The sequence below is a fragment of the Pseudomonas sp. B34(2017) genome (assembly GCF_002112915.1).
GTDB lineage: Bacteria > Pseudomonadota > Gammaproteobacteria > Pseudomonadales > Pseudomonadaceae > Aquipseudomonas > Aquipseudomonas pharyngis.
The window spans coordinates 595,249-615,667 of the sequence record NZ_NEJA01000002.1; the positions used below are offsets into that span (position 1 = coordinate 595,249).

The 20,419-nt window shown below is 62.2% G+C and carries 20 protein-coding genes; 5 read left to right on the forward strand and 15 right to left on the reverse strand.

Features of this window, described 5'->3' with window-relative positions; translation table 11 throughout:
• Window positions 1-63: 63 nt before the first annotated feature.
• Entirely contained in the window at window positions 64-1,491 is a 1,428-nt protein-coding gene (gene ccoN / locus CAF80_RS08085; RefSeq protein ID WP_085667259.1) for a cytochrome-c oxidase, cbb3-type subunit I, read from the forward strand.
• 15 nt (window positions 1,492-1,506) lie between these two features.
• Window positions 1,507-1,728, forward strand: coding sequence for a hypothetical protein (locus CAF80_RS08090; protein ID WP_074690898.1), 222 nt, complete (start codon window positions 1,507-1,509; stop codon window positions 1,726-1,728).
• A 132-nt stretch (window positions 1,729-1,860) separates the two neighbouring features.
• Here CAF80_RS08090 and CAF80_RS08095 read toward each other — a convergent pair whose 3' ends face one another.
• Window positions 1,861-2,352: a hypothetical protein gene (locus CAF80_RS08095; protein ID WP_074690897.1), complete on the reverse strand. Its 492-nt coding sequence runs from the start codon at window positions 2,350-2,352 to the stop codon at window positions 1,861-1,863.
• Between the two features lie 116 nt (window positions 2,353-2,468).
• Window positions 2,469-2,978, reverse strand: a complete 510-nt coding sequence (locus CAF80_RS08100; RefSeq protein WP_074690896.1) for a GNAT family N-acetyltransferase — start codon at window positions 2,976-2,978, stop codon at window positions 2,469-2,471.
• 410 nt (window positions 2,979-3,388) lie between these two features.
• On the opposite strand from CAF80_RS08100, the gene CAF80_RS08105 reads away from it, so the two are divergent.
• Window positions 3,389-3,760 (forward strand): DUF6124 family protein, encoded by a 372-nt coding sequence (locus CAF80_RS08105; protein WP_039772362.1) that lies wholly within the window; start codon window positions 3,389-3,391, stop codon window positions 3,758-3,760.
• Window positions 3,761-3,907: 147 nt separating this feature from the next.
• Here CAF80_RS08105 and CAF80_RS08110 read toward each other — a convergent pair whose 3' ends face one another.
• The 13 genes from CAF80_RS08110 to CAF80_RS08170 all read right to left on the reverse strand — a co-directional run bounded on the left by CAF80_RS08110 (window position 3,908) and on the right by CAF80_RS08170 (window position 17,317).
• Window positions 3,908-4,885 carry a LysR family transcriptional regulator gene (locus tag CAF80_RS08110; protein WP_085667125.1) on the reverse strand — a complete coding sequence of 326 codons (978 nt, stop codon included), beginning with the start codon at window positions 4,883-4,885 and terminating at the stop codon, window positions 3,908-3,910.
• Between the two features lie 39 nt (window positions 4,886-4,924).
• Window positions 4,925-5,872: a peptidylprolyl isomerase gene (locus CAF80_RS08115; protein WP_085667126.1), complete on the reverse strand. Its 948-nt coding sequence runs from the start codon at window positions 5,870-5,872 to the stop codon at window positions 4,925-4,927.
• A complete protein-coding gene (locus CAF80_RS08120) occupies window positions 5,869-6,336 on the reverse strand; it encodes a YbjN domain-containing protein (RefSeq protein ID WP_039772356.1) in 468 nt (155 codons plus the stop codon). Before CAF80_RS08120 ends, CAF80_RS08115 begins: the two co-directional genes overlap by 4 nt.
• A 29-nt stretch (window positions 6,337-6,365) precedes the next feature.
• Window positions 6,366-6,995, reverse strand: coding sequence for a DNA repair protein (locus tag CAF80_RS08125; protein WP_085667127.1), 630 nt, complete (start codon window positions 6,993-6,995; stop codon window positions 6,366-6,368).
• 16 nt (window positions 6,996-7,011) lie between these two features.
• Complete coding sequence (locus tag CAF80_RS08130; RefSeq protein WP_039772353.1) at window positions 7,012-8,709, reverse strand: putative porin; 1,698 nt, start codon at window positions 8,707-8,709, stop codon at window positions 7,012-7,014.
• Window positions 8,710-8,748: 39 nt separating this feature from the next.
• Complete coding sequence (locus CAF80_RS08135) at window positions 8,749-9,453, reverse strand: energy transducer TonB (RefSeq protein ID WP_085667128.1); 705 nt, start codon at window positions 9,451-9,453, stop codon at window positions 8,749-8,751.
• Between the two features lie 3 nt (window positions 9,454-9,456).
• The gene (locus tag CAF80_RS08140) at window positions 9,457-9,882 is read right to left on the reverse strand and encodes a biopolymer transporter ExbD (protein ID WP_007955109.1); all 426 of its coding nucleotides are present in this window, start codon (window positions 9,880-9,882) and stop codon (window positions 9,457-9,459) included.
• A gap of 11 nt (window positions 9,883-9,893) precedes the next feature.
• Window positions 9,894-11,693, reverse strand: a complete 1,800-nt coding sequence (locus tag CAF80_RS08145; RefSeq protein WP_085667129.1) for a DUF2341 domain-containing protein — start codon at window positions 11,691-11,693, stop codon at window positions 9,894-9,896.
• A 14-nt stretch (window positions 11,694-11,707) separates the two neighbouring features.
• Complete coding sequence (locus tag CAF80_RS08150) at window positions 11,708-13,303, reverse strand: ShlB/FhaC/HecB family hemolysin secretion/activation protein (RefSeq protein WP_085667130.1); 1,596 nt, start codon at window positions 13,301-13,303, stop codon at window positions 11,708-11,710.
• Window positions 13,304-13,374: 71 nt separating this feature from the next.
• Window positions 13,375-13,986: a transposase gene (locus CAF80_RS08155; protein ID WP_080770658.1), complete on the reverse strand. Its 612-nt coding sequence runs from the start codon at window positions 13,984-13,986 to the stop codon at window positions 13,375-13,377.
• Window positions 13,987-14,275: 289 nt separating this feature from the next.
• On the reverse strand, window positions 14,276-15,484 hold the full coding sequence (locus tag CAF80_RS08160; protein WP_170928278.1) for a DSD1 family PLP-dependent enzyme: 1,209 nt from the start codon (window positions 15,482-15,484) through the stop codon (window positions 14,276-14,278).
• 74 nt (window positions 15,485-15,558) lie between these two features.
• Window positions 15,559-16,887: a D-arabinono-1,4-lactone oxidase gene (locus CAF80_RS08165; protein WP_170928279.1), complete on the reverse strand. Its 1,329-nt coding sequence runs from the start codon at window positions 16,885-16,887 to the stop codon at window positions 15,559-15,561.
• Window positions 16,888-16,963: 76 nt separating this feature from the next.
• Entirely contained in the window at window positions 16,964-17,317 is a 354-nt protein-coding gene (locus tag CAF80_RS08170; RefSeq protein ID WP_039772345.1) for a cytochrome c5 family protein, read from the reverse strand.
• A gap of 353 nt (window positions 17,318-17,670) precedes the next feature.
• On the opposite strand from CAF80_RS08170, the gene CAF80_RS08175 reads away from it, so the two are divergent.
• Both CAF80_RS08175 and CAF80_RS08180 read left to right on the forward strand, forming a co-directional pair.
• Window positions 17,671-19,296: an NADP-dependent glyceraldehyde-3-phosphate dehydrogenase gene (locus tag CAF80_RS08175; RefSeq protein ID WP_085667133.1), complete on the forward strand. Its 1,626-nt coding sequence runs from the start codon at window positions 17,671-17,673 to the stop codon at window positions 19,294-19,296.
• Window positions 19,297-19,342: 46 nt separating this feature from the next.
• Window positions 19,343-20,383, forward strand: a complete 1,041-nt coding sequence (locus CAF80_RS08180; protein WP_170928280.1) for an FUSC family protein — start codon at window positions 19,343-19,345, stop codon at window positions 20,381-20,383.
• Window positions 20,384-20,419: the final 36 nt, after the last annotated feature.

Here is a 20,419-nt window from a genome sequence, read left to right on the forward strand (position 1 = left end):
ACAGTGCAGTTCGTGCCAGACCGGGTGGCCTGGCAAGACTTTGCAACCGTGGATGAACTGACCATGAGCACAGCAACAATCGGACAGGCTTATAACTACAAGGTCGTCCGCCAATTCGTCATCGCGACTGTTTTCTGGGGTGTCGTGGGCATGGCGATGGGGGTATGGATCGCCTCGCAACTGGTATGGCCGGAGATGAATCTGGACCTGCCGTGGACCACCTTTGGCCGCTTGCGACCCTTGCACACGAGCCTGGTGATTTTCGGTTTCGCCGGCAGCGCGCAATTCGCCGCCAGTTATTACGCCGTGCAGCGCACCTGCCAGGTGCGGCTGTACTCGGACAAACTCGCCGCCTTCACCTTCTGGGGTTGGCAATCGGTGATCGTGATCATGCTGGTCACCCTGCCGCTGGGCTACACCACCACCAAGGAATACGCCGAGATCGAATTCTCCGGCGCGGTGTGGATGGCCGTGGTCTGGGTCGCGTACGCCGTGGTGTTTTTCACCACCGTGGTGCAGCGCAAGACCAAACACATCTATGTCGGCAACTGGTTTTTCGGCGCGTTCATTCTGGTGATCGCCATGCTGCACGTGGTCAATCACCTGTCGATCCCGGTGGACTGGTTCAAGTCCTATCCGGTGTATTCCGGCGCCACCGACGCCATGGTGCAGTGGTGGTACGGCCACAACGCGGTGGGTTTCTTCCTGACCACCGGGTTCCTCGGGATGATGTATTACTTCGTGCCCAAGCAAGTGAATCGGCCGGTGTATTCGTACCGGTTGTCGATCGTGCACTTCTGGGCACTGATCACCCTGTACATCTGGGCCGGCCCGCACCATTTGCATTACACCGCGCTGCCGGACTGGGCGCAGTCGCTGGGCATGGCGATGTCGTTGATCCTGTTGGCACCGAGCTGGGGCGGCATGATCAACGGGATGATGACCCTCTCCGGCGCGTGGCATAAATTGCGCACCGACCCGATCCTGCGTTTCCTCGTTCTATCGCTGGCGTTCTACGGCATGTCGACGTTCGAAGGGCCGATGATGGCGATCAAGACCGTCAACGCCCTCTCCCACTACACCGACTGGACCATCGGCCACGTCCACGCGGGGGCACTGGGCTGGGTGGCGATGATCACCTTCGGCGCGACGTATCACATGGTGCCCAAGGTCTTTGGCCGCGAGCGCATGCACAGCACGCCGCTGATCAATCTGCACTTCTGGCTGGCGACCATCGGCACGGTGTTGTACATCGCTTCGATGTGGGTCAACGGCATCACGCAGGGCCTGATGTGGCGGGCGATCAACGAGGACGGCACGCTGACTTATTCGTTCGTAGAAGCGCTGCAGGCCAGCCATCCGGGGTTTGTCGTACGGTTTGCCGGCGGGGTGTTCTTCCTCAGCGGCATGTTGCTGATGGCCTACAACGTGTGGCGCACGGTGCGAGTGGCGGATGTTGCGATTGCCCATCGTGAAGCGCAGATCGCCTGATCAAGGGAGCTGGTCATGTTCGATGTTTTATTGAATGTGTTGGGCGTGGTGTTTCTGTGGCTGGCGGTTGAGTACTGCTTGCGACACGAGACGGCCGAAAGTCTGGATGAGGCGAGTCTGACGCCGTTTGCGGATGATCCGGAGGTGGCGCGGCGGGTTGAGATGGCCACCGGTAAAACCGTGAAAGCGGTGGCGCCGGAGATAGCCAAACCGGGCTGGATCAACCTCGAAATGTGAGCCACCCCTTACTGATCGTTCCCACCCTCTGCGTGGGAATGCCTCAAGGGACGCTCCGCGTTCCAGCTCCGGAAGGGACGCGGAGCGTCCCGGGCTGCATTCCCACGCAGAGCGTGGGAACGATCATGTGTGTCAACCTCGGTCGCGGGGGATGAGGCTTTGCAATTGCTGCGCGAGGAAATTCGCGTCGAAGGCAAAGGTATCCGGATCCTTCAACCCATTGGTCTTGCGCCACTGCCACTCCCCGCCCGGCAGTCCCACCAACGAAACACTCCCATACCGCGCCGCCGTCAACCCCATCACCGCCAGCGAAATCTGCCCGCCGCTGCCCATCACGTCCGGCACAAACTCGACCGGTTTGCCGGCAATCACGATGCTCAGTTTTTCAGTCTTGAAGGTTGAGGTCTCAACCGGTGTGCTCGGCCCGAACGCCACATAAGCCTCGCGACTCACCTCCAGCAACCCCGGCGCCTGCACCGGTTCCAGCCATTGCTGGATCCGCCCGAACAACTCGGTGATCCGGGTGGCCCAGGTCGCCGATTGCGTCTCGAACAGTTGCTTCTTGTGCGCTTCGCTGTCGGCATAGTGGCGAAGCATTTCGCCCAGTTGCTGTACGTCGTCCATTGCGGTGTTCCTTTGAGGAAGCAGTGCTGCGGACTCCGAGCATGGCAGATGCCGATGACGGCCGTGCAAGTCATTTGCCTGCACGGTCGCCCCATCGACCATTGACGGACAGAAGGTCAGCGTTTGCGCAGACGCGCCATGCTCAAGGTGTCGACCCATTGCCCATCACGCACGGCGTAATCGCGGAACAGGCCCTCATTTTCGAAGCCGAACTTGCGATAGAGGCCGATGGCCGCCTCGTTGTCGGCGTACACCGAAAGCTCGACCCGGTGCAGGTTCATCCAGTTGTCGGCGATGTCCAGCGCCGCTGCCAGCAGCTTCGAACCCACGCCCTTGCCCTGCCACGCCACCGCAACGGCCATGCCGACACTGCCCGCATGGCTGCGGCGAATTCGTGAATACTGCTCCAGCCCCAGATTGCCGATCACCACCCCCTGATGCAGCGCTACCAGTTGCACCACCCGCTCGTTGTCCGGCGCCAGGCGTTTGCGCCAGACCTCGGTGGTCTGAAACGGCATCTGCAACACCTGCCGGGTCACGGCCGGGTCGTTATAGAGCGCGGTGATGCCCTCGACGTGGGATTCGTTGTAGCGCTCAAGGTGAATGGCGGGGTTGTGCTCAGGCATGAAAGATCCCTCCTGGATCAGTGCGTGGCCGGTCACTGTAAACCGCTTCTTCACGGATTCGCCACGACTGTTTAAAGCCGTTGACCGAAACGTCCGGCAAGCCACAACGGCTTGCGCCATTGCCTACGCATCCGCCAGAATCCGCCGGCTTGTGCGCCTTGAGGGCGGGCTCTATCGTTTCCGGGTCGCTGATGAATCAGCGATCGGGTTTCGCAGCCCGGATCAATCAAGGCGCCCAGAGCGTCGTTTCCGTTCAGCATTCTTTGCTGGTCGCGTAATGGCGGTTGTGCGCGGGATACCTTCGGGTATGCCGGGTTCCTTGATTCCCGGTCTGCGAACCCGCGTACAGCTGCCACCTCCATTCGTTTCGCAGCGAACCGTGGCAGCTCCATCAATCAGGGAGTACTACCATGATCAAACCAACGCCAAATCCACCCGAAACCGATACTACCTCGCCCTACGAATCCCTCGATTCAAAGACCTTCCACGAAGCCGCCGAACGCGCCCTCGATCACTACTTCAATCCCCTGCTCCCCAGAAAACCGCTGCTCAAACCCAACACCCGCTACCTCATCGCCCCCGGCATCGACAGCGAAGAACTGCTGGCCGACGCCTGCGAAACCCTGACCTCGGCCAAAACCATGGCCACCGACTTCGCCGGGCTGGTGGACGGTTCGCATCGACACGTGCTGCTGGGCATTGCGCAACTGATCATGCTGGGTGAACTGGCGGTAAATCGGGCACTGGATAATCTGGAGTTGAAGGCCGAGGCGCCGCTGTAACCTGATCGCCTGATCGTTCCCACGCTCTGCGTGGGAATGCAGCCCGGGACGCTCCGCGTCCCTTCCGGAGCTGGAACGCGGAGCGTCCCTTGAGGCATTCCCACGCGGACGGTTCGACGCCTCGACGTGGGAACGATCTAAGTCCGCCTACTCAAACCACTCCTGCCGCTCATTGAACGTCCGCTGAATCAACTCAACCAACGTCTGTACTTCAGCCACATCCTGCGATGCGGAATTAATCGCCAACCACGCCTGCAACCGCATCGCCTCGTCAAACAACCCCGGCAGCGCCACCAATCCGCGATCAAACCGGCTCATGTACATCGGCAGCAAACCAATACACGCGCTGCAACGAATCATCTCCAGCATCAGCTCATACGACTGCATCTGCACCACCCCGGCCAACCGCTGTTCGACCAGTTCATTCCACGGCCGAAAGCTGCCGATCTGCCGATCGTGCTGCCATTGCACCAGCATGAAATCGGCGAGGTCATCCGGGCTTTCCGGGCGCGCGGTCACGCGGGAGTAACGCTTGGCAATGTGCGGCTGATATTCCAGTTGCGCGAGGCGTTGCGGTTCGCTGATGGTGAAGGTCGGGCCAGGATGCGGGGTGTCGCCGTGGGCGAGCCACAGCACGATGTCGGCGCTGACGGCGCGCAGGGCCAGTTCGCTGTCGAGGGCGATGATTTCGAGGCGCACGCTGGCGTTGCGGCGCAGCAGTGCGATGAGGTCGCGGCCGAGGATGTCATGCAGGATCGATTCGGCGACGGCCAGCCTGATCAAGGGCTGCTCAATCACCGGCAGCTTGCGTTCGTGGGCCAAAGCGATCAGTTGCGCCTGCAATTGCAGGCCTTCGCGGGTCAGGCTGAGGGCGCTGCCCTGAAAGCTGAACAGTGCGCATTGCAGTTGCTGTTCGAGTTGCGCCAGTTGCTTGCGCAGCAGGGTCGAGCGCACGTTGAGGCTGCGGGCGGCCTGCATGAAGCAGCCGCAACGGGCGCTGACCAGAAAGTATTGGGCGACGTCGCCGTCGAGGGTCGCGGCCTGCGCCAGCCAGGGTTCGTCCTTGTCCCGGGGCCAGCGGAAATCGGCGCTGCTCTGTCGTGCTGCGGGTTCGGTGAATGACATCGATGACTCCCTGTCGATCTTTGTTTTGGTGTGCCGCGCTTAGGGTTTGGTCTCCAGCACCTTATTGAGCTCGGCCCCGTCAATGCTCAGTGTCGCGGTGTTGAGCATGCCGTCCAGATAAGCCTGGGCAATCTGCTCCTGACGCTGAGCCCGCAAGGCCTGGGTCAGTTGGTCGCGCAGTTCATCGAGGGTCGCGATGCGGGCCGGTTGTTGTTCGGTGAGTTTGATCACGTGGAAGCCGGCACTGCTTTGCACGGGATCGGAGACCGCGCCAACCTTGAGTCGCGCCACCGCACCGCGCACTTCCGGCACCAGTTGCTGCAAGGGTTGCAGGCCGGTATCTCCACCACGTTCAGCGGTGAGGCGATCCTGGGAAAACTCCTTGGCCAGCGCTGCAAAGTCCGCCGAAGTTGCCTGGGCTTTCTTGCTCAACTCCGCCGCCTGCTTGCGTACGGCCTCAAGATTCTGCGGCTCATTCACCCCGAGGAAAATCTGGCTGACCCGATACAGCGCCGGCGTCTGCCAGTTGGCCTTGCCCGCGTCATATGCCTGCTGCAATTCAGCAGCGCTCGGGTAATCCGCCGGCACTTGGCTCACCGACTGCAAATAGTCGCGGAACACGATCTGTTCGGTGGCTGCACGGGTTTGCCGAACCACGTCCGGGCGCTGCGCCCAGCCCTGGGCATCAGCCTGTTCCAGCACGGCTTTCTCGGCCAGGCGTGAACGAATCCAGCGCTCCAGCGCCTCACGATTGCCACGCAGTTGCTCACGAGTCTGCGGCGGGACGGCCGCCAGCAGCGCCTGCAATTCCTCCGGCGAGACCTGCTGATTGCCCAAACGTGCCACCGCAGGCCCACTGTTCGCCGTAATGACCGGCGCCGGTTGCTGGGCGGCGACCGGGTCATTACCCGGCCGCACCACCAGCGCCACGGCGACCACCAACAGCGCCACCGCAGCGGCGCTGATTACCATGGCAGGTTTTGTCACAGCGCGACTTCCTCTTGCTCAACTTTTGGCGCCTGGGCGGCAGCAGCGTTCTGGGTGAAATCACGCAGGTACACGATGAACTCCTGCAACAGGCGATCCCACAATTCCAGGTTGCCGCGCAGGTAATCGCCGCTGACGCCAGCAGCCACCACCACGTCCATTTCCATCACCAGAAACTCGCCCTGCAACGACAACCGGGCAAACCGGCGCGTCGCGTTCCACTGCTCGGCCACACCGGCCGGCAACTCGCCCTGCACGCGCAAGGCGCAGCTGAAGGTGAAGTCGACGTAGCTGCCCTGCTCCGCCACCGCCGGGTTGCCGAAACGCACGGCGTAACCGATGCCCTGGCTGGCGCTGAGCAACTGGACGATGCCGTTCTGTTCGGTCTGGTTGACGCGGTAACCGGCAGCTTGCAGCACGTCGGTCAGGGATTGCGGGGATACGTGGGAGATCAATTGAGTCATTACTTCTTCCTTGTCCATGAGTCTTTTAATCAGTGCGCGATCGCAGCTTGCGGCGCATCGAATTGAGTCTTGTACAGTTCATCGCCGAAGCCCTGAGCCAGTTCTTCGAACTTGACCCGGGCACTGCCGGCGAAGGGCTGGCGGATTTTCATCACCTCGGCCACATCGATGTTTTCGTAGGCGGTGAGAATCTGCTTGGCCACGCCGTACATCTGCTGATTCTTGACCGAACATTGCTGCACTTGTGTGTCACGTTCAGTCAATTGCGCTTGAAGCTTAGACCGTTCTGCCTCTTTGGCACGGGCCATGACCAACAACTCGTCATAGGCTTTCTTGAACTTGCCGGTCTGCTCGTTGCTGGCCGCGACTTGCGCCTGGGCCTGGCTGTGCAAGGCTTGCTGCTGCCCGGCCAGTTGCTCGGCGAGGCCTTTGGCCTTGGCCAGTTCGGCGGTCAATTGCTTGATTTGTGCCTGCGCAGCCTTGGCTTCGTTCTGCGCCGCCAGTTGCGCGGCGCTGGCCTGGGCCTGTTGGCTTTGCAGGGCTTGCAACTGCTGGGTGGTGCTGCGCAACTGGGTGCGCAGGCGTTCTTCCATGCCTTCGGCGCTCGCCCCGGTGGCGATCAACATCCCGAGCCCAAGCCATAAAAAGCGGATTTTCATATCCCTCTCCCGGCGCTTAGAAGCGCGTGTTGATCTCAAGCTGCATGACGTCGATGTCGAACGGCGCGCCATACACCGCCTCCGAACTCAGCCAGCGGCCGGTGGCGTAGACGTTCTTCGCCAGACCGTAATTGCCGCCCAGGAAGTAGCCCTTGGCGTTGGTGCCGCCGAGGTGGAACGACGAATCGTTGAAGCCGTCCGGCAAGGCATCCGGCTGGATGTACTTGTAGCCGGCGAACAGGTTCCAGTCGCCCTGCTTCTTCAGCTCCAGTGCGTTGCCGAGGGTGAACTGGACCATCCACGCATTGGCGCCGCTTTCGATGTTGCCGTTGCTGTCGAGGTTGTTGACCAGTTGCCCGGCCGAGCGCTTGCGCATGTCGCCTTCGTCGTAACCGAGGTTGTGGATGTAGTTGCCCTGGCTGCGCAGTTTGAAGTCTTCCGGCAGGTCGGCGTCCCACACCACGTTGAGGTCCAGCAGGTTGAATTCGGACGCCAGACCAACGAATTGAGGCTGCGGCGTAGTGCTCGGGTTGAGCGGGTTCGGCGTGATGTCACGCAGCAGGAACACGCTGTTGCCCTTCTGCATGAACGCCGCGCGGGTGCCGTCGCTGTCGCAGCCCGGTGCGCCGGCCCACGGTTCGCAAGGGCTGGAGCGCTGGCCTTCGATGTCGTCGAAGCGGTAGTAAGCCAATGCACCTTTCAGGCGGTTGTTGCTGTTGATCGCCCATTTGGCGCCGATCTGCGCGCCGTACAGCCATTTGTTGTCGCTTTCTTCCTTGTCGAAGCCGTTGCTGGTGGTGGTGTCGTTGGTGTAGTCCACCGGGAACGCGCCGACGGTGCCGAATACGCCCCAGTCGCGGCTGAGCTTGTGGTCGAAAATCGCCGCCACGCCGTCGAAGTTCAGGTCGTTGGAGTACAGCATGTCGGTGGACATGAACGGGTTGGCGAAACGGCCACCGGTCAGGGTCAGTTCATCCGACGGCTTCCAGGTCAGGTAACCCTGATCGAGCCAGATGTCCTTTTTCGAGAAGCCACCGCCGAGGTTCTGGGTGGTCGACACCGGATTGTTGTCCGAGCCGGTGCCGATGCGGATGCCGGCGGTCCATTGCGGCGAAATCTCCGCTTTCATGCCCAGTCGGGCGCGCAGGCGGAACAGGTTTTCGCGGTCTTCGCGGGTGTTGAGCAACGGGGGCAATGCGGTGCTGCTGTTGGGGTTCACGTCGTACGGGCCGTTGTTGTTGAGCTTGGCGAAGTCGACGATTTCGTTGCTGTTGCTGCCCGAGTAATAGCGCGATTCGTCACGCAGACGGATGTCGCCGTCGAAGCTGATGCGCGACGCCCAGTCCGGGAACGTATTGGGCGCAGCCCAGTTTTCCTGTTTGGCGGTGGCCATGACCTCAGCCTTGACCTGATCGCGGATCTGGTCGCGCACTGCGGCCGGCACGTATTGCACCCGCACATCGCCCGGTGCGGCGACCGGCCCGGCGGCCACAGCGGTGGACGCCGCAGCCTGCTTGGCCTGGGCCGCTTCGTTCTGGGCCTGGGCGATCAGTGCGTCGGCCTTGTCCTGTTTCAGAATGCCCTGCTCGACCAGCAAGCGGATCAGATTGATCGTGGCGTTCTCCGAGGGCGCAGGCGCTGCCGCGGCCTGACCGACCAGGGTCGCGATGACCATGCCGACCGCCAGGGACAATCGATTCACGTTGGAAATCATCTGCACACAACTCCTTTTCATACAGCTTTATGAATTCGGTTAACCCGGACGCCGCCCTTGCAGGGACATGCGCACAGGCAAGGTGATGGAGGCCGGTGGCCGTTCGCTCAGGTGGGGCGCGTTACGCAAGGCGGCCAGCACCTGACTGTCAATCTCGGAGTTGCCGCTGGACTTGATGAGCTCGACCCGGGTGATCTCGCCGACGCTGCTCAGCCACACATCGGCCTGCAGCGAAAACGCCAGGTTGCGCAGGTCGGGGTTCTCGCGCAGCAGCTTCTGGAAGGTGAACGCGAGGAACTGGCTGTAGGTGCCGTTGCCCAGTCGCCCACCGCCGGAACCGGCCATGCCGCCGCCCTTGCCCGCGCCGATGTTGAAGGCGTCGCTGCCGCTCTGGGCGTCGCCGTCCATTTGCATCGGGTTGGCCAGGTCGTCCGCCGGCGATGGCGGTGCCTCTTCCTCGGGCTTGACCTCTTGCGGTTCGGGCGTTGGCTCGGGCTCGACGATTTTTTCTTCCACCGGGGTTTCCGGCTCCGGCGGTTTTTCCGGCGGCGGTGGTGGCGGTGGCGGCAACGGAATGATCGTCGGCACCTTCGGCGCTTCCCGGCGGATGCCGCTCATGTCGTTGGCCCACTGCCACAGCAGGAACGCCGCGACGGCGCCCAGCAGCAGCCCGGCGCCCCACTTCACGTAACGCAGTGGCGACTTCTTCACCGGCAAAGGCTCGATTGGCAGTTGTGCAGTCATCACTCAGCCCTGCGTCGGTTTGCCGGTAACGAGACCGACCTGGGACAGTTCGAGCCGGCGCAACAGGTCCAGCACTTCGATGACCTTCTGGTATTGCACCGTGGCGTCGCCGCGCACGATCACCGGGAAGTCCGGGTTCTGCGCTTTCTCGATGCGCAGGCGTTCTTCCAGCTCCGGCAAGGTCACCGGGTAGGCGTCGAGGAACACCTGGCCGCCGTCGTTGACCGAAATCGCCTTGGTCTTGGCTTCGGACAACGACACCGCGGCGCTGGCCTTGGGCAGGTTGATCTGGATCCCGGAGACCTGCGCGGTGGCGGTGAGGATGAACATCACCAGCACCACCATCAGCACGTCCACCAGGGGCGTGATGTTGATGCTGTCCACTGCGGCATCTTCGTCATCGTCGTGGGAGGCATTTACGGACGCCATGTCTGTGCTCCTCAGGCCGGTACGGAGTGGTTGGCGTGATGACCGCGCTGATGCGCCGCTTCACTGGACTGGCCTTCGCCGTGCATCTCCGCCAGACGGGTGATGAACTCGTCGACGAACACGCGCATGTCAGCGCTGACTTCCTTGTTGCGGGTGATCAGGCGGTTGTAGCCAAACAGCGCCGGAATCGCGACGAACAGGCCCATGGCCGTGGCGAGCAAGGCTGCCGCCATGCCCGGCGCGATGGCGTTGATGTTGACGTCGCCGGCCATCGCCGTGCCGAGGAACACCACCATGATCCCCAGCACGGTGCCGAGCAGACCGATGTACGGGCCGCCGGCGATGGCGTTGGACAGGGTCGAGAGCTTCGAGCTCAGTTGCTGGTTTTCACGGGTGCGCACGCCGTCCATCGAGCAGCGGATGGCTTCGATGGTTGCGGCGGAAACCGACGAGGTATCGGCGCCCTGCTCGCGGCGGGTGCGGATCTCTTTCACCGCCACCAGGTACAGGCGCCACAGCGGCGAGTGCTGCAGACGCTGAGCGAGTTGGGTGTCGTCGGCGAACATTTCCAGACGCGTGCCGACCTTGGCGAATTGCACGCGGAAGTCTTCGTTGGCGGCGGTGACGCGGCTGAGAGTGCGGTTCTTGCGCAGCATGATGATCCACGACTGGAACATCATCAGTACCAGCACCGCGATGATCACCCAGGCGTCCACCGGTACGGCGTTGAGCAGGAAGCCGAGGCTGCCGAAACCGAAGCCGGACTGTTCTTCATCGACGCCATAGGCGACCAGTTTCGACTCGGCGCCTTGGGACGTTGCATCGGCCAGCAGCAACGGTGCCGGACGGGCGATTTTCGACAGGCGCAGTTCATCGATGGCGCCCACGAACGGCTGGAACGCGCTCGGGGAAAGATCAGCACCAATGGCCATGACCGAGTTGAACGCCGGCATCGCCTGGGCCAGTGCAGCACTTTCACGACCGTTGATGTAGAGCGTCACTTTCGCGCCTTCGGCGGTCAGTGCGACGTGCTGCCATTGGCCCGGATTCAGTGGCTGCGTAGCGACGGCGCGCTGGCCGTCGATTTCCACGAACGGCACACCCTGATTCACACCGACCAGCAGGCTGTTGGCGCCTTCACGGCGGGCCAGAATCAGTTGCTCGCCATTGGCCTGATCCAGACGCAACCAGGCACTGAAGGTGAACGCGCTGCCGGCGTTGTGCTGCAACGACGGACTGGCTGGCAACAGCAACGGCTGACCGCTGAACTGCAAGGCCCGCCCTACTACGCCGTCAATCGCGGCGCCAGTCGCGCTCTGCGCGGTGTTGCCGTAAGCGGTGGTGTCTTTGGCCGGGGTGCCAGTGGCGCCGTCGAAGTGATAGAGCGCGGTGTAATTCGGATCGAACGTCAGTTGGCCGTTGCCGGTGGCCGGAGCCTTCTGGTTGCCGTAGTACATCCAGATGTCCTGACGCTGACCGCCCTCGACATTCGGCACGTCGACCCAGATCAGCGCCATGCCCATCAGCGCGTCGAAGCTTTCGATCTGGTGGTTGAGCACGGTCTTGTCATCGGCGGCGACGAAGCGCAGGTCCGAGCCGTCCTCTTTAACGCCGTCGAAGGTGAAGTTGCCGGTGTGCAGGCGCACCAGCAGCGCGGTGCGGCCGAGGGCCTGATTGATCGCGGCACCTTGCGGCGTGGTGTCGACGGCGATCTGTTTGCGGTAATGCCAGTCGTCCTGCCACCAGGCCTGAGCCGTGGCCGGGAGCACGAAGCCCAGGCAGATCAACAACGAAAGGAAAAGGCGCTGCATGAAAAGTGCTCCTGTTAGAAAGTGGCCTGAAGGTTGAAGTGCAGGCGCGATTCCTGTTTCGAGGTGTTCGGCCCTTCGAGTAGCGGATAGCCCCAGTCGAGGCTGCCGGACAGCCATTTGCTCAGGCTGGCGCGGGTGCCGAGGCCGACGCTGGCCAGGGCGTAATTGGCGTCCTGATCCGGCAGTTCGTCGCGCAGGTAGAGTTGCGCGCCCTCGGCGAAGGCGTAGAAGCGCCAGTCCTGCATCCAGCCGCCGACGTACTTGGCCAGCGACGGTGTGCGCAGCTCTTCGCTGATCAGGAAGCCGTCATCGGCGGTGCGTTCAGCGGCCAGATAGCCGCGTACCGATGTAGCGCCGCCGGCGGAGAATTGTTCGTTGGAAACCAGCGGCCCGGACGCCAGCTGGAACGCGGCTTTGCTTGCGCTCTGCCAGTCGCTGTCGAAGGTCCAGGTGAAGTTGGTATCGCCTTTGAGCACGGCGAAGCTCGGGTTGGCGCGGTAGCGTTTGTAGTCGAAGTCTTCGTCGGAGCTGCCGTAGCCGAAGATGCTGCGGGTGGCGGCGACCAGGCTCAGGCCGAGGCCGAGCTGGCTCTTTTCTGTGTAGCGATAGCCGTTGTAGGCGAAGGTGAACGGCGCGTATTTCAGCGGCACCTTGTCGCTCTCGCCGGACAGGGTCAGGCGTTCGTCGAAGTCCTTGAAGTCGATGCCGGCCGACAGCGAGTTCGACCAGTTGCCGCTGGACGGGATCGTGTAGATCGCCGCTACGCCATAGGAATGGCCCTTGCCGAGCACGTTGCTGCCACCGATGGTGGCGACGTTGCTGTCGGACTGGTAACCGGAGAATTGCACGCTCCAGCGCTCGGTCAGCGGCGCGGTGTAGGAGCCGGACCAGACCTTGGCGTTATCGGTTTCCTGCGGCGCGGTGAAGAACGTCAGGTTGACGCTGTGTCCCAACTGCCAAAGGTTGTTGTAGCCGAGGCTGGTGACGGTCCGCAGCTTTTCGGTGTCGGCGCTGTAGTCGTTGTTCAGCCCCACACTGGCGGTCCACGGGTTCTGGTCTTCGACCTGCAGGTCCACGTCCATGGTGCCGGGACGCTGACCTTCGCGCACCAGCGGCATCACCTGCCGGCCCGGGGTCTTGTTGAGTTGCGCCAGTTCGCCTTGGACCTTGGCGAAGTCCGGCACCTCGCCTTCCTTCAGCGCCGGGACGTTGTCGCGGATATCCAGCGGCGAATAGTGTTTGGCGCCGACCACCCGCACCCGGCCGACCTTGGTTTCGCTGACTTGCAGGTAGACGATGCCGTCGGCCACCGCCTGCTCCGGCAACTCGACGAACACCGATTGATAGCCGCGTTCCTGATAGGCCTTCTGCAGGGCGTCCCGCGCGCCTTCGATGTCGCTCAAGGCTTTTTGCGGGCCGAGGAAGGGGTACACCGCTTCTTCGATCGCCCGCGCATCGAGCACGGTGTTGCCGCGCACGAAGTATTCGTTGACGTCCACCAGACGCTGCGCCGCTGCGTTTTCGGCCTCATCGGCGAACGCCGGCTGCGCGCCGGCCGTCACCAGCAGCCAGCTCCACAGCGCCAGCCGTGACGTGAAAATCTGCTCCACACTACCCCCTGAATTTCGCGATGACCTGTTGGCGCTTTTGCGCCTTGCGTGTGCGTCAATGACTGGCGTTGTTAATTGCTGACGTGCGGGACCGCGGCGTGCTTGCCCAGCCAGGTGTGCAGCAGCGCGAAGTTCAAGGAGAACTCGGGCATTTGCAGCAGCGCGCCGCAGAACACTTCACCGATGATTTTCTGGATGAGCTGCACCGCACGCGGCTCGTTGAGCAGCGTGGCGATGTCGCGACTGAGGACGTTGAAGCTCCAGACTTTCTGGTTCAGGCCAAGGCCGACGAACCAGCGAAACAGCAGGTTGTAATTGAGCTGTTCGTAGAGCTGCTGCTCGCTGGGCACCGAATACAGCAGTTGCAGCAGCAGAATGTGCATGACCGTCTGCGGGGCGATCAGCATGCCTGGCCGGGCATTGAGTTCGTGCAGGAGATCGCGGTGGGCATCGAGCAAATCGTCGATCTGCGGGCGCAGCAGCACCAGCGAATGACCCGGCGGAATGTAGCTGGAGACCTCTTTCAAGGCGCCCTGCCAGTCATCCTGCGACACGATCCAGACCCACGGCGCGCCGTAGCGATACACCGAAACCGGCTTCTTGCGCGCGGCTTCGACGATCTTCGACAGGCGTTGATCGAGTTCCTGCATGCCCACTTTCGAGTAGCGTTCCATAGTCCCCATTGCCTCACTCCCGGCGTCCCGCCTCGGCTTGTAAAAAGCGCCCAAAAGGGCCCCTCAAGCGCGTTACATAGGCATGACCGGACTGGCGATGTGCTACCGAACTTTTGTCATAAAAGCTTCATTACAGAAATTGATCGGGATTTGGCAGACAACACAAAACCCTGTGGGAGCGAGCCTGCTCGCGAATGCGGTGTGCCAGTCAAATAGATGCTGACTGAAAGGACGCCTTCGTCGGAACGCCGCCCGGAGCAAGCTCGCTCCCACAGGGGGGATTTGTGGTGGTTTTGAGTCAGGTGTAGACCGGCCAGATGTCGACGATCTTACCGCCACGCACCGCCAGCAAGTCGCCGAATTGCAATAACACCGCCTCGGTCTGGGTCGGCCGCAGAAAGACTTGATCCTCCACCGTCAGGCCAACGGCATTCGAACCATTGACCATCTCCTGATTCGAGCTACGCCCATAAACGCCATTGCTCTGCAATCCGGGCGGTGATTCGAACTCGGCCATCCAGTTGCCGCCGTAGATGAAAAAGGTCTGCCGCTGGTTGGTGTCCCACCACGAAAACAGCCTCGACTTGTCATCCAGCGCCGGGATGTTCACCGGCCCCGTGCTTTTCAGCACCGGGGTGGAGATGTACGTGGCGGGCTCATGTTCAACCAGCGACGGCAGATCGTAATGCGTCGGCTTGAGCATCGCTGTCCCAACCGACACCTCACTGCTCAGGCTTTCGTTTTCATGCATGCGATAACTCGGGCTGCCAGCAGTGTTCAGGCACAAGCCGTCATGCCACAGCGCCGGATATTGCTGCCGGGTGAAGTCGACGCAGCGCTGATAAATCACCATCACCTTGGCGAACAGTTCCTCGGGCGAACCGAGAATCCCCGGCACGCCCATACCCACGAACGGGTCGTAGCCCATGAACCCGGCGAACTCCAGATGCTGCGGGTAGGCGGCGATCAGCGCGAGCATCTGCCCGAGCACGTTCACGTCACTGACGCCGCCCCGGTGCAGGCCGACGTCGAGCTCGATATTGATCCGCATCCGCGTGCCCAATCCCTGGGCCAGCGCGAGGTATTGCTGCAAGCGTTCGGGGTTGTCGATCAGCCATTGCAGTTGCTTCGTCGGGTCGAACGGACCTTTGTGGGTTTGATAGAACAGCTCGGCAGAACGCACCGGCAACGGCTTGCCGAGCAGGATGTCGGACTGCGGGAACGTCACCGCATCGTGATTGAGAAGCGGCTGATGAAACGACATCAGTCGTTGCGTCCCCGCCCGTTGGCCGATGTAGCTGAGCAGTCCCGGCGACGGCAGCGACTTCTCCACCAGCCGCAACTGCTTGCCCGCGCGTTTGACCGAGCGCATCACCACGTCGATGTTGTGATCGAGGCGATCCAGATCGATCAGCAACACCGGGCGCATCGGGCCTTTGGTCTTGAGTTCGTTGTTCAGCGCTCGGAAATAGTCGCTGTAAGGCCCGCCGCGATCCCCCGGCCGCAGCCACGCCCCCACGCCCACAAGCAGGGCACCGACACCCAACGTACCGAGCACGAAATTACGTCGATTGACCGCCATCAGCTCACCCCCAGAATCGACGACAGATGCCCGTTGAGAAACTTGCCGCTCGGGTCCAGCGCCTCGCGTACCTGAATGAATTCCTGCCAGCGCGGATAGAGCGTTTGCAGCGTGCGGGCATTCAGCGTGTGCAACTTGCCCCAGTGCGGGCGGCCGTTGTACTTCCAGAAGATCGGCTCGACGGCGGCGAAGAAGTTGTGGTGGTCCATCTGGTAATGCTGGTGGACCGAGATCGAACAGCTGTCGCGACCTTCGAACATGCTCAGCGGAATGTCGTCGGCCTTCACGTAGCGATACTCGATGGGAAACCAGGTGCGCAGGTCCTTGTCGCGGATCAGCTTGAGAATCTCGCGCAGGCAGGCCGGGCCGTGTTCGGCGGGCACCGAATATTCCATTTCGTTGAAGCGCACAGTGCGCACGTTGGCGTAGATGTCGAACGAGTCGCCGACCCGGTCATCGAAACTCGCCAGATGTCGCAGGCTGTTGAGCAGCGAACTGCGCAGGTTCGGGAAATCGCTGCCGTACTTGTCGATCTTCTCGATCAGGGTCACGAACTCGTTGCCGCCCTCCTCTTCGGGCGGGATCGGCGGCGTGGGCGGGTCGGTGGTTTCGTTGAGGGCGATCGACAAGGCGTAGTCGGAATGGGTGACAACGAGCATTTCCCAGTGCTGGTTTTCGCTTGTGTTCTTGTCCAGGTCTTCGAGCAGTTCTTCGGTTTTGGCGATCCACTGGGTTTCCCGCAGACGATAGGCCGGGCGGTTTTGCAGGCGGATTTTGGTCGCCACGCCCAACGCGCCGAGGGATACCCGCGCGGCGTTGAACACGTCGGGATGACGCTGGCTATCGCAATCCAGCACCTCGCCGTTGGCGGTCACCAGTTGCATCCCGCAGACGTGGGCCGAGTAGGACTGGAAGGTTTTGCCGGTGCCGTGGGTGGAGGTGGAAATCGCCCCGGCGAGTGTCTGGTAATCGATGTCGGCCATGTTTTGCAGCGCCTGGCCGACATCCTTGAGCGGCGTGCCCATGCGTGACATCGGGGTGCCGGCGGCGAATTCGGCTTGCAGGGTTTTCGGGTCGTGGTCGAGCAGACCGTTGAAGTAGCTCAAGGACAGCAACGTGCCGTCGGTGGGTACCAGCGCGCTGAAGGAATGCGCCGAACCGACCGGGCGAATCTTGCCCGGCGCCTGCTGAATCACTGCGGTCAGTTCATCCAGATTCTTCGGTGCCACTCGCGCCGCCGGCAGGCAACTCTGCCCGCCCGACCAGTTGCGCCAGGGAATCAGCCGAGGTGCGCGCATCAACTGGCCCAGCGCCGGATTGCAGGCCAGCGCGCTGAACGCCCCGACGATGCTTGCCCGTTGCAACAACTGCCGGCGTGTCAGATCTATCGGCATGCCAGGGTCCTTATTGTGGAAGCGGCTGATCGGCCATGAAACCGATCAACTGAAGGAATTGGTCTTCCGAGCACTCGACGCACTGGCCCATCGGCGGCATGCCGTTGTAGCCATTGATGGCATGGTCGAGCAGCGTGTCGGCGCCCTGCTGGATGCGCGGTTCCCAGGCCTTGCGGTCACCGGTCAGCGGCGCATTCGCGGCGGGGTTGGCGTGGCAGAGCTGGCAGCTGTTGGCGTAGATCTGCGCCAGCGCCGGGTCTTTGGGAATGGTGTTGTTGGTGCTGGCCGGGGGTTTGGGGTCTTCGCCGCAGCCAGGCAGCGTCATGGCCAACGCCAGTAATAATGTGAGTCGGATTGCCCGCATAACGGCCTCGCTTATTGTTGTGGTCACACCTTAAGGCAGGCGGGTCGGCGGGTTGAGGGCATTGCGGGACATTGAGGGGGGCAAACGGGGCCAGCCCATTACCTGAAGACGATCGTTCCCAGGCTCCGCGTGGGAATGCAGCCCTGGACGCTCTGCGTTCGCTTGGAACGCGGAGCGTCCCTTGAGGCATTTCCACGCAGAGCGTGGGAACGATCATGTGTGGATGCCCGCTCTGCTGTGCGGTTTCGCGTGACATTCGCGTGACATTTGCGGGTTTAAATTTCCGCGCATTCAGGCGTATAACCTGTTGAGACTTTTTGATCTGCATGCGGACATCAACACGGGGTAGCGACATGACCACAGCAAACATCCTTGGCAACCTGTTCCCTTCTGTCAGCGACATCCCGGAAAAATACCGCCTCGTCGGTCAGGTCGAGCAACGCGAATACCTGGTCGATGGCCAGTTGCGCCGCTGGGACGGCCCGCTCGCCACCGTGCGCAGCCCGGTCTATCTGCACGGCGACAACGGCGACGAACAAGTGATCCTCGGCAGCACGCCGCTGCTGGACGCCGACACCGCTCTCACCGCCCTCGACGCCGCCGTCCGCGCCTACGACCGGGGCCAGGGCCTGTGGCCGACCATGCGCGTGGCCGAGCGCATCCAGCACGTCGAAGCTTTCCTCGGGCGCATGCGCCAGCAGCGCGACGCCGTGGTGAAACTGCTGATGTGGGAAATCGGCAAGAACCTCAAGGACTCGGAAAAAGAGTTCGACCGCACCTGCGACTACATCGTCGACACCATCAATGCGCTGAAAGAACTCGACCGCCGGTCAAGCCGTTTTGAGCTGGAGCAGGATACCCTCGGCCAGATCCGCCGCGTCCCGCTCGGCGTGGCGCTGTGCATGGGCCCTTACAACTATCCGCTGAACGAGACGTTCACCACGCTGATCCCGGCGCTGATCATGGGCAACACCGTGGTGTTCAAACCGGCCAAGCTCGGCGTGCTGCTGATCCGTCCTTTGCTTGAAGCTTTCCGCGACAGTTTCCCGACCGGCGTGATCAACGTGATCTACGGCAGCGGCCGCGAGACCGTCAGTGCGCTGATGGCCAGCGGCAAGATCGACATCTTCGCCTTCATCGGCACCAACAAGGCCGCCAGCGACCTGAAAAAACTGCACCCGAAACCACACCGTTTGCGTGCCGCGCTGGGGCTGGATGCGAAGAACCCCGGTATCGTCCTGCCCGAGGTGGATCTGGACAACGCGGTCAGCGAAGCGGTCACAGGTTCCCTGTCGTTCAACGGCCAGCGCTGCACCGCGCTGAAGATTCTGTTCGTGCATGAAGATGTGGTCGACAGCTTCATCGAGAAATTCAACGCCAAACTGGCCAGCCTCAAACCAGGCATGCCGTGGGATAGCGGGGTTTCGCTGACGCCGCTGCCGGAGTCGGGCAAGGTCGATTATCTGCACGGGCTGGTGGCCGACGCGCAGAGCAAAGGCGCCCAGGTAGTCAACCCGAATGGCGGCGAAGCGCGGGCTTCGTTCTTCTACCCGGCGGTGCTGTACCCGGTGACGCCGCAGATGCGCGTGTATCAGGAAGAGCAGTTCGGCCCGGTCGTGCCGATTGTGCCGTACCGTCACCTCGATACCGTGATCGACTATGTGCTGGAGTCGGACTTCGGCCAGCAATTGAGCATCTTCGGCACCAATCCGGTCGCCGTCGGCCGCCTGGTCGATACCTTCGCCAACCAGGTCGGGCGGATCAACCTCAACGCCCAGTGCCAGCGCGGCCCGGACACTTACCCGTTCAACGGGCGCAAGAACTCCGCCGAGGGCACGCTGTCGGTACACGATGCGCTGCGGGTGTTTTCGATCCGTACGCTGGTGGCGACCAAGTTCCAGGAACCCAACAAGGATCTGATCAGCGAAATCATTCGCGGGCGCGATTCGAACTTCATCGCCACCGACTACATCTTCTGAGGAGGAATCAGCGCTGAGCACTTTCAGCCCCCACCGTTGGCCGCCGCTGTTGCGGCGGATCCTGCGGCCGTTGCTCGACCCGTATCGACGTTATCGCCATGCACGAACGATTCACGCGGTGCGGGTCGCGCTGGGATTGCTGGCGACGATCCTGCTGACCACCGGCATCAACCTGCCCCACGGCGAGTGGGCGTCGGTGACCATGCTGGTGGTGATCGGCGGCTTGCAGCACCACGGCAACATCGGCAAGAAAGCCGCCGAACGCGCCATTGGCACCTTGATCGGTGCCGGCGTCGGTTTGCTGATAGTGGCGCAGCAGGCGTGGCTGGGAATGCCGTGGCTGACCTATTTTGCGATGGCGGTGGTGTGCGGATTCTTCTCGTATCACGCCATCGGCAAGGGCGGCTACACCGCCCTGCTCTCGGCCATCACCGTATTCATCGTCGCCGGGCATGGCGACAACCCGATCACTGACGGGCTGTGGCGCGGGGTCGATATCCTGATCGGCATCGCCCTGGCCCTGGCCTTTTCCTTCGCCCTGCCGCTGTACGCGGTGTACTCGTGGCGCTACAACCTGGCCGATGCGCTGCGCGATTGCGCCACGGTGTACGGACGGATCATCGGCGGCCAACCGGTGACCGCCGACGAACACTTGAAGTTGATGAACCGACTGAATGCGGTGATGGTGCAACTGCGTTCGCTGATGCCGTCGGTATCCAAGGAAGTCAAAGTGTCGATGACCGAACTGGACGCGATCCAGCGCAACCTGCGCATGTGCATCAGCACTCTGGAAATCCTCGGCAACATCCGCCCGGACGCCAACGACCCCGACGCCATGACGCACCTGCAAGCGGCGCTCAAGGCCGAACACCGGCACATTCGCGTGCAATTGATCGGCATGGCCCGAGCGTTGAAATCCGGTGCGGCCCAGAGGCTGGGGCGCCCGGTGGAGTTGCCGGACGCCAGCCTCGATACGCCTGTCTACAGCCCGCTGGACGGCTACCGTTTGTTGACCCGGCAACTGGCGGCCAACATCGGCGAGATGCGCCAGCGTCTGGCGAAGACTGCGCCGCGCTGGAATATCTGAGACTTTTCCGATGTAACAAACTCGACATCCTCTCTA

Coding starts and splice junctions, on each gene's coding strand:
- CAF80_RS08125 (WP_085667127.1), bottom strand. CDS start 6,995: ATGAAAATCCGCTTTTTATGGCTTGGGCTCGGGATGTTGATCGCCACC.
- CAF80_RS08105 (WP_039772362.1), top strand. CDS start 3,389: ATGATCAAACCAACGCCAAATCCACCCGAAACCGATACTACCTCGCCC.
- CAF80_RS08135 (WP_085667128.1), bottom strand. CDS start 9,453: ATGACTGCACAACTGCCAATCGAGCCTTTGCCGGTGAAGAAGTCGCCA.
- CAF80_RS08175 (WP_085667133.1), top strand. CDS start 17,671: ATGACCACAGCAAACATCCTTGGCAACCTGTTCCCTTCTGTCAGCGAC.
- CAF80_RS08100 (WP_074690896.1), bottom strand. CDS start 2,978: ATGCCTGAGCACAACCCCGCCATTCACCTTGAGCGCTACAACGAATCC.
- CAF80_RS08140 (WP_007955109.1), bottom strand. CDS start 9,882: ATGGCGTCCGTAAATGCCTCCCACGACGATGACGAAGATGCCGCAGTG.
- CAF80_RS08110 (WP_085667125.1), bottom strand. CDS start 4,885: ATGTCATTCACCGAACCCGCAGCACGACAGAGCAGCGCCGATTTCCGC.
- ccoN (WP_085667259.1), top strand. CDS start 64: ATGAGCACAGCAACAATCGGACAGGCTTATAACTACAAGGTCGTCCGC.
- CAF80_RS08120 (WP_039772356.1), bottom strand. CDS start 6,336: ATGACTCAATTGATCTCCCACGTATCCCCGCAATCCCTGACCGACGTG.
- CAF80_RS08155 (WP_080770658.1), bottom strand. CDS start 13,986: ATGGGGACTATGGAACGCTACTCGAAAGTGGGCATGCAGGAACTCGAT.
- CAF80_RS08130 (WP_039772353.1), bottom strand. CDS start 8,709: ATGATTTCCAACGTGAATCGATTGTCCCTGGCGGTCGGCATGGTCATC.
- CAF80_RS08095 (WP_074690897.1), bottom strand. CDS start 2,352: ATGGACGACGTACAGCAACTGGGCGAAATGCTTCGCCACTATGCCGAC.
- CAF80_RS08170 (WP_039772345.1), bottom strand. CDS start 17,317: ATGCGGGCAATCCGACTCACATTATTACTGGCGTTGGCCATGACGCTG.
- CAF80_RS08090 (WP_074690898.1), top strand. CDS start 1,507: ATGTTCGATGTTTTATTGAATGTGTTGGGCGTGGTGTTTCTGTGGCTG.
- CAF80_RS08145 (WP_085667129.1), bottom strand. CDS start 11,693: ATGCAGCGCCTTTTCCTTTCGTTGTTGATCTGCCTGGGCTTCGTGCTC.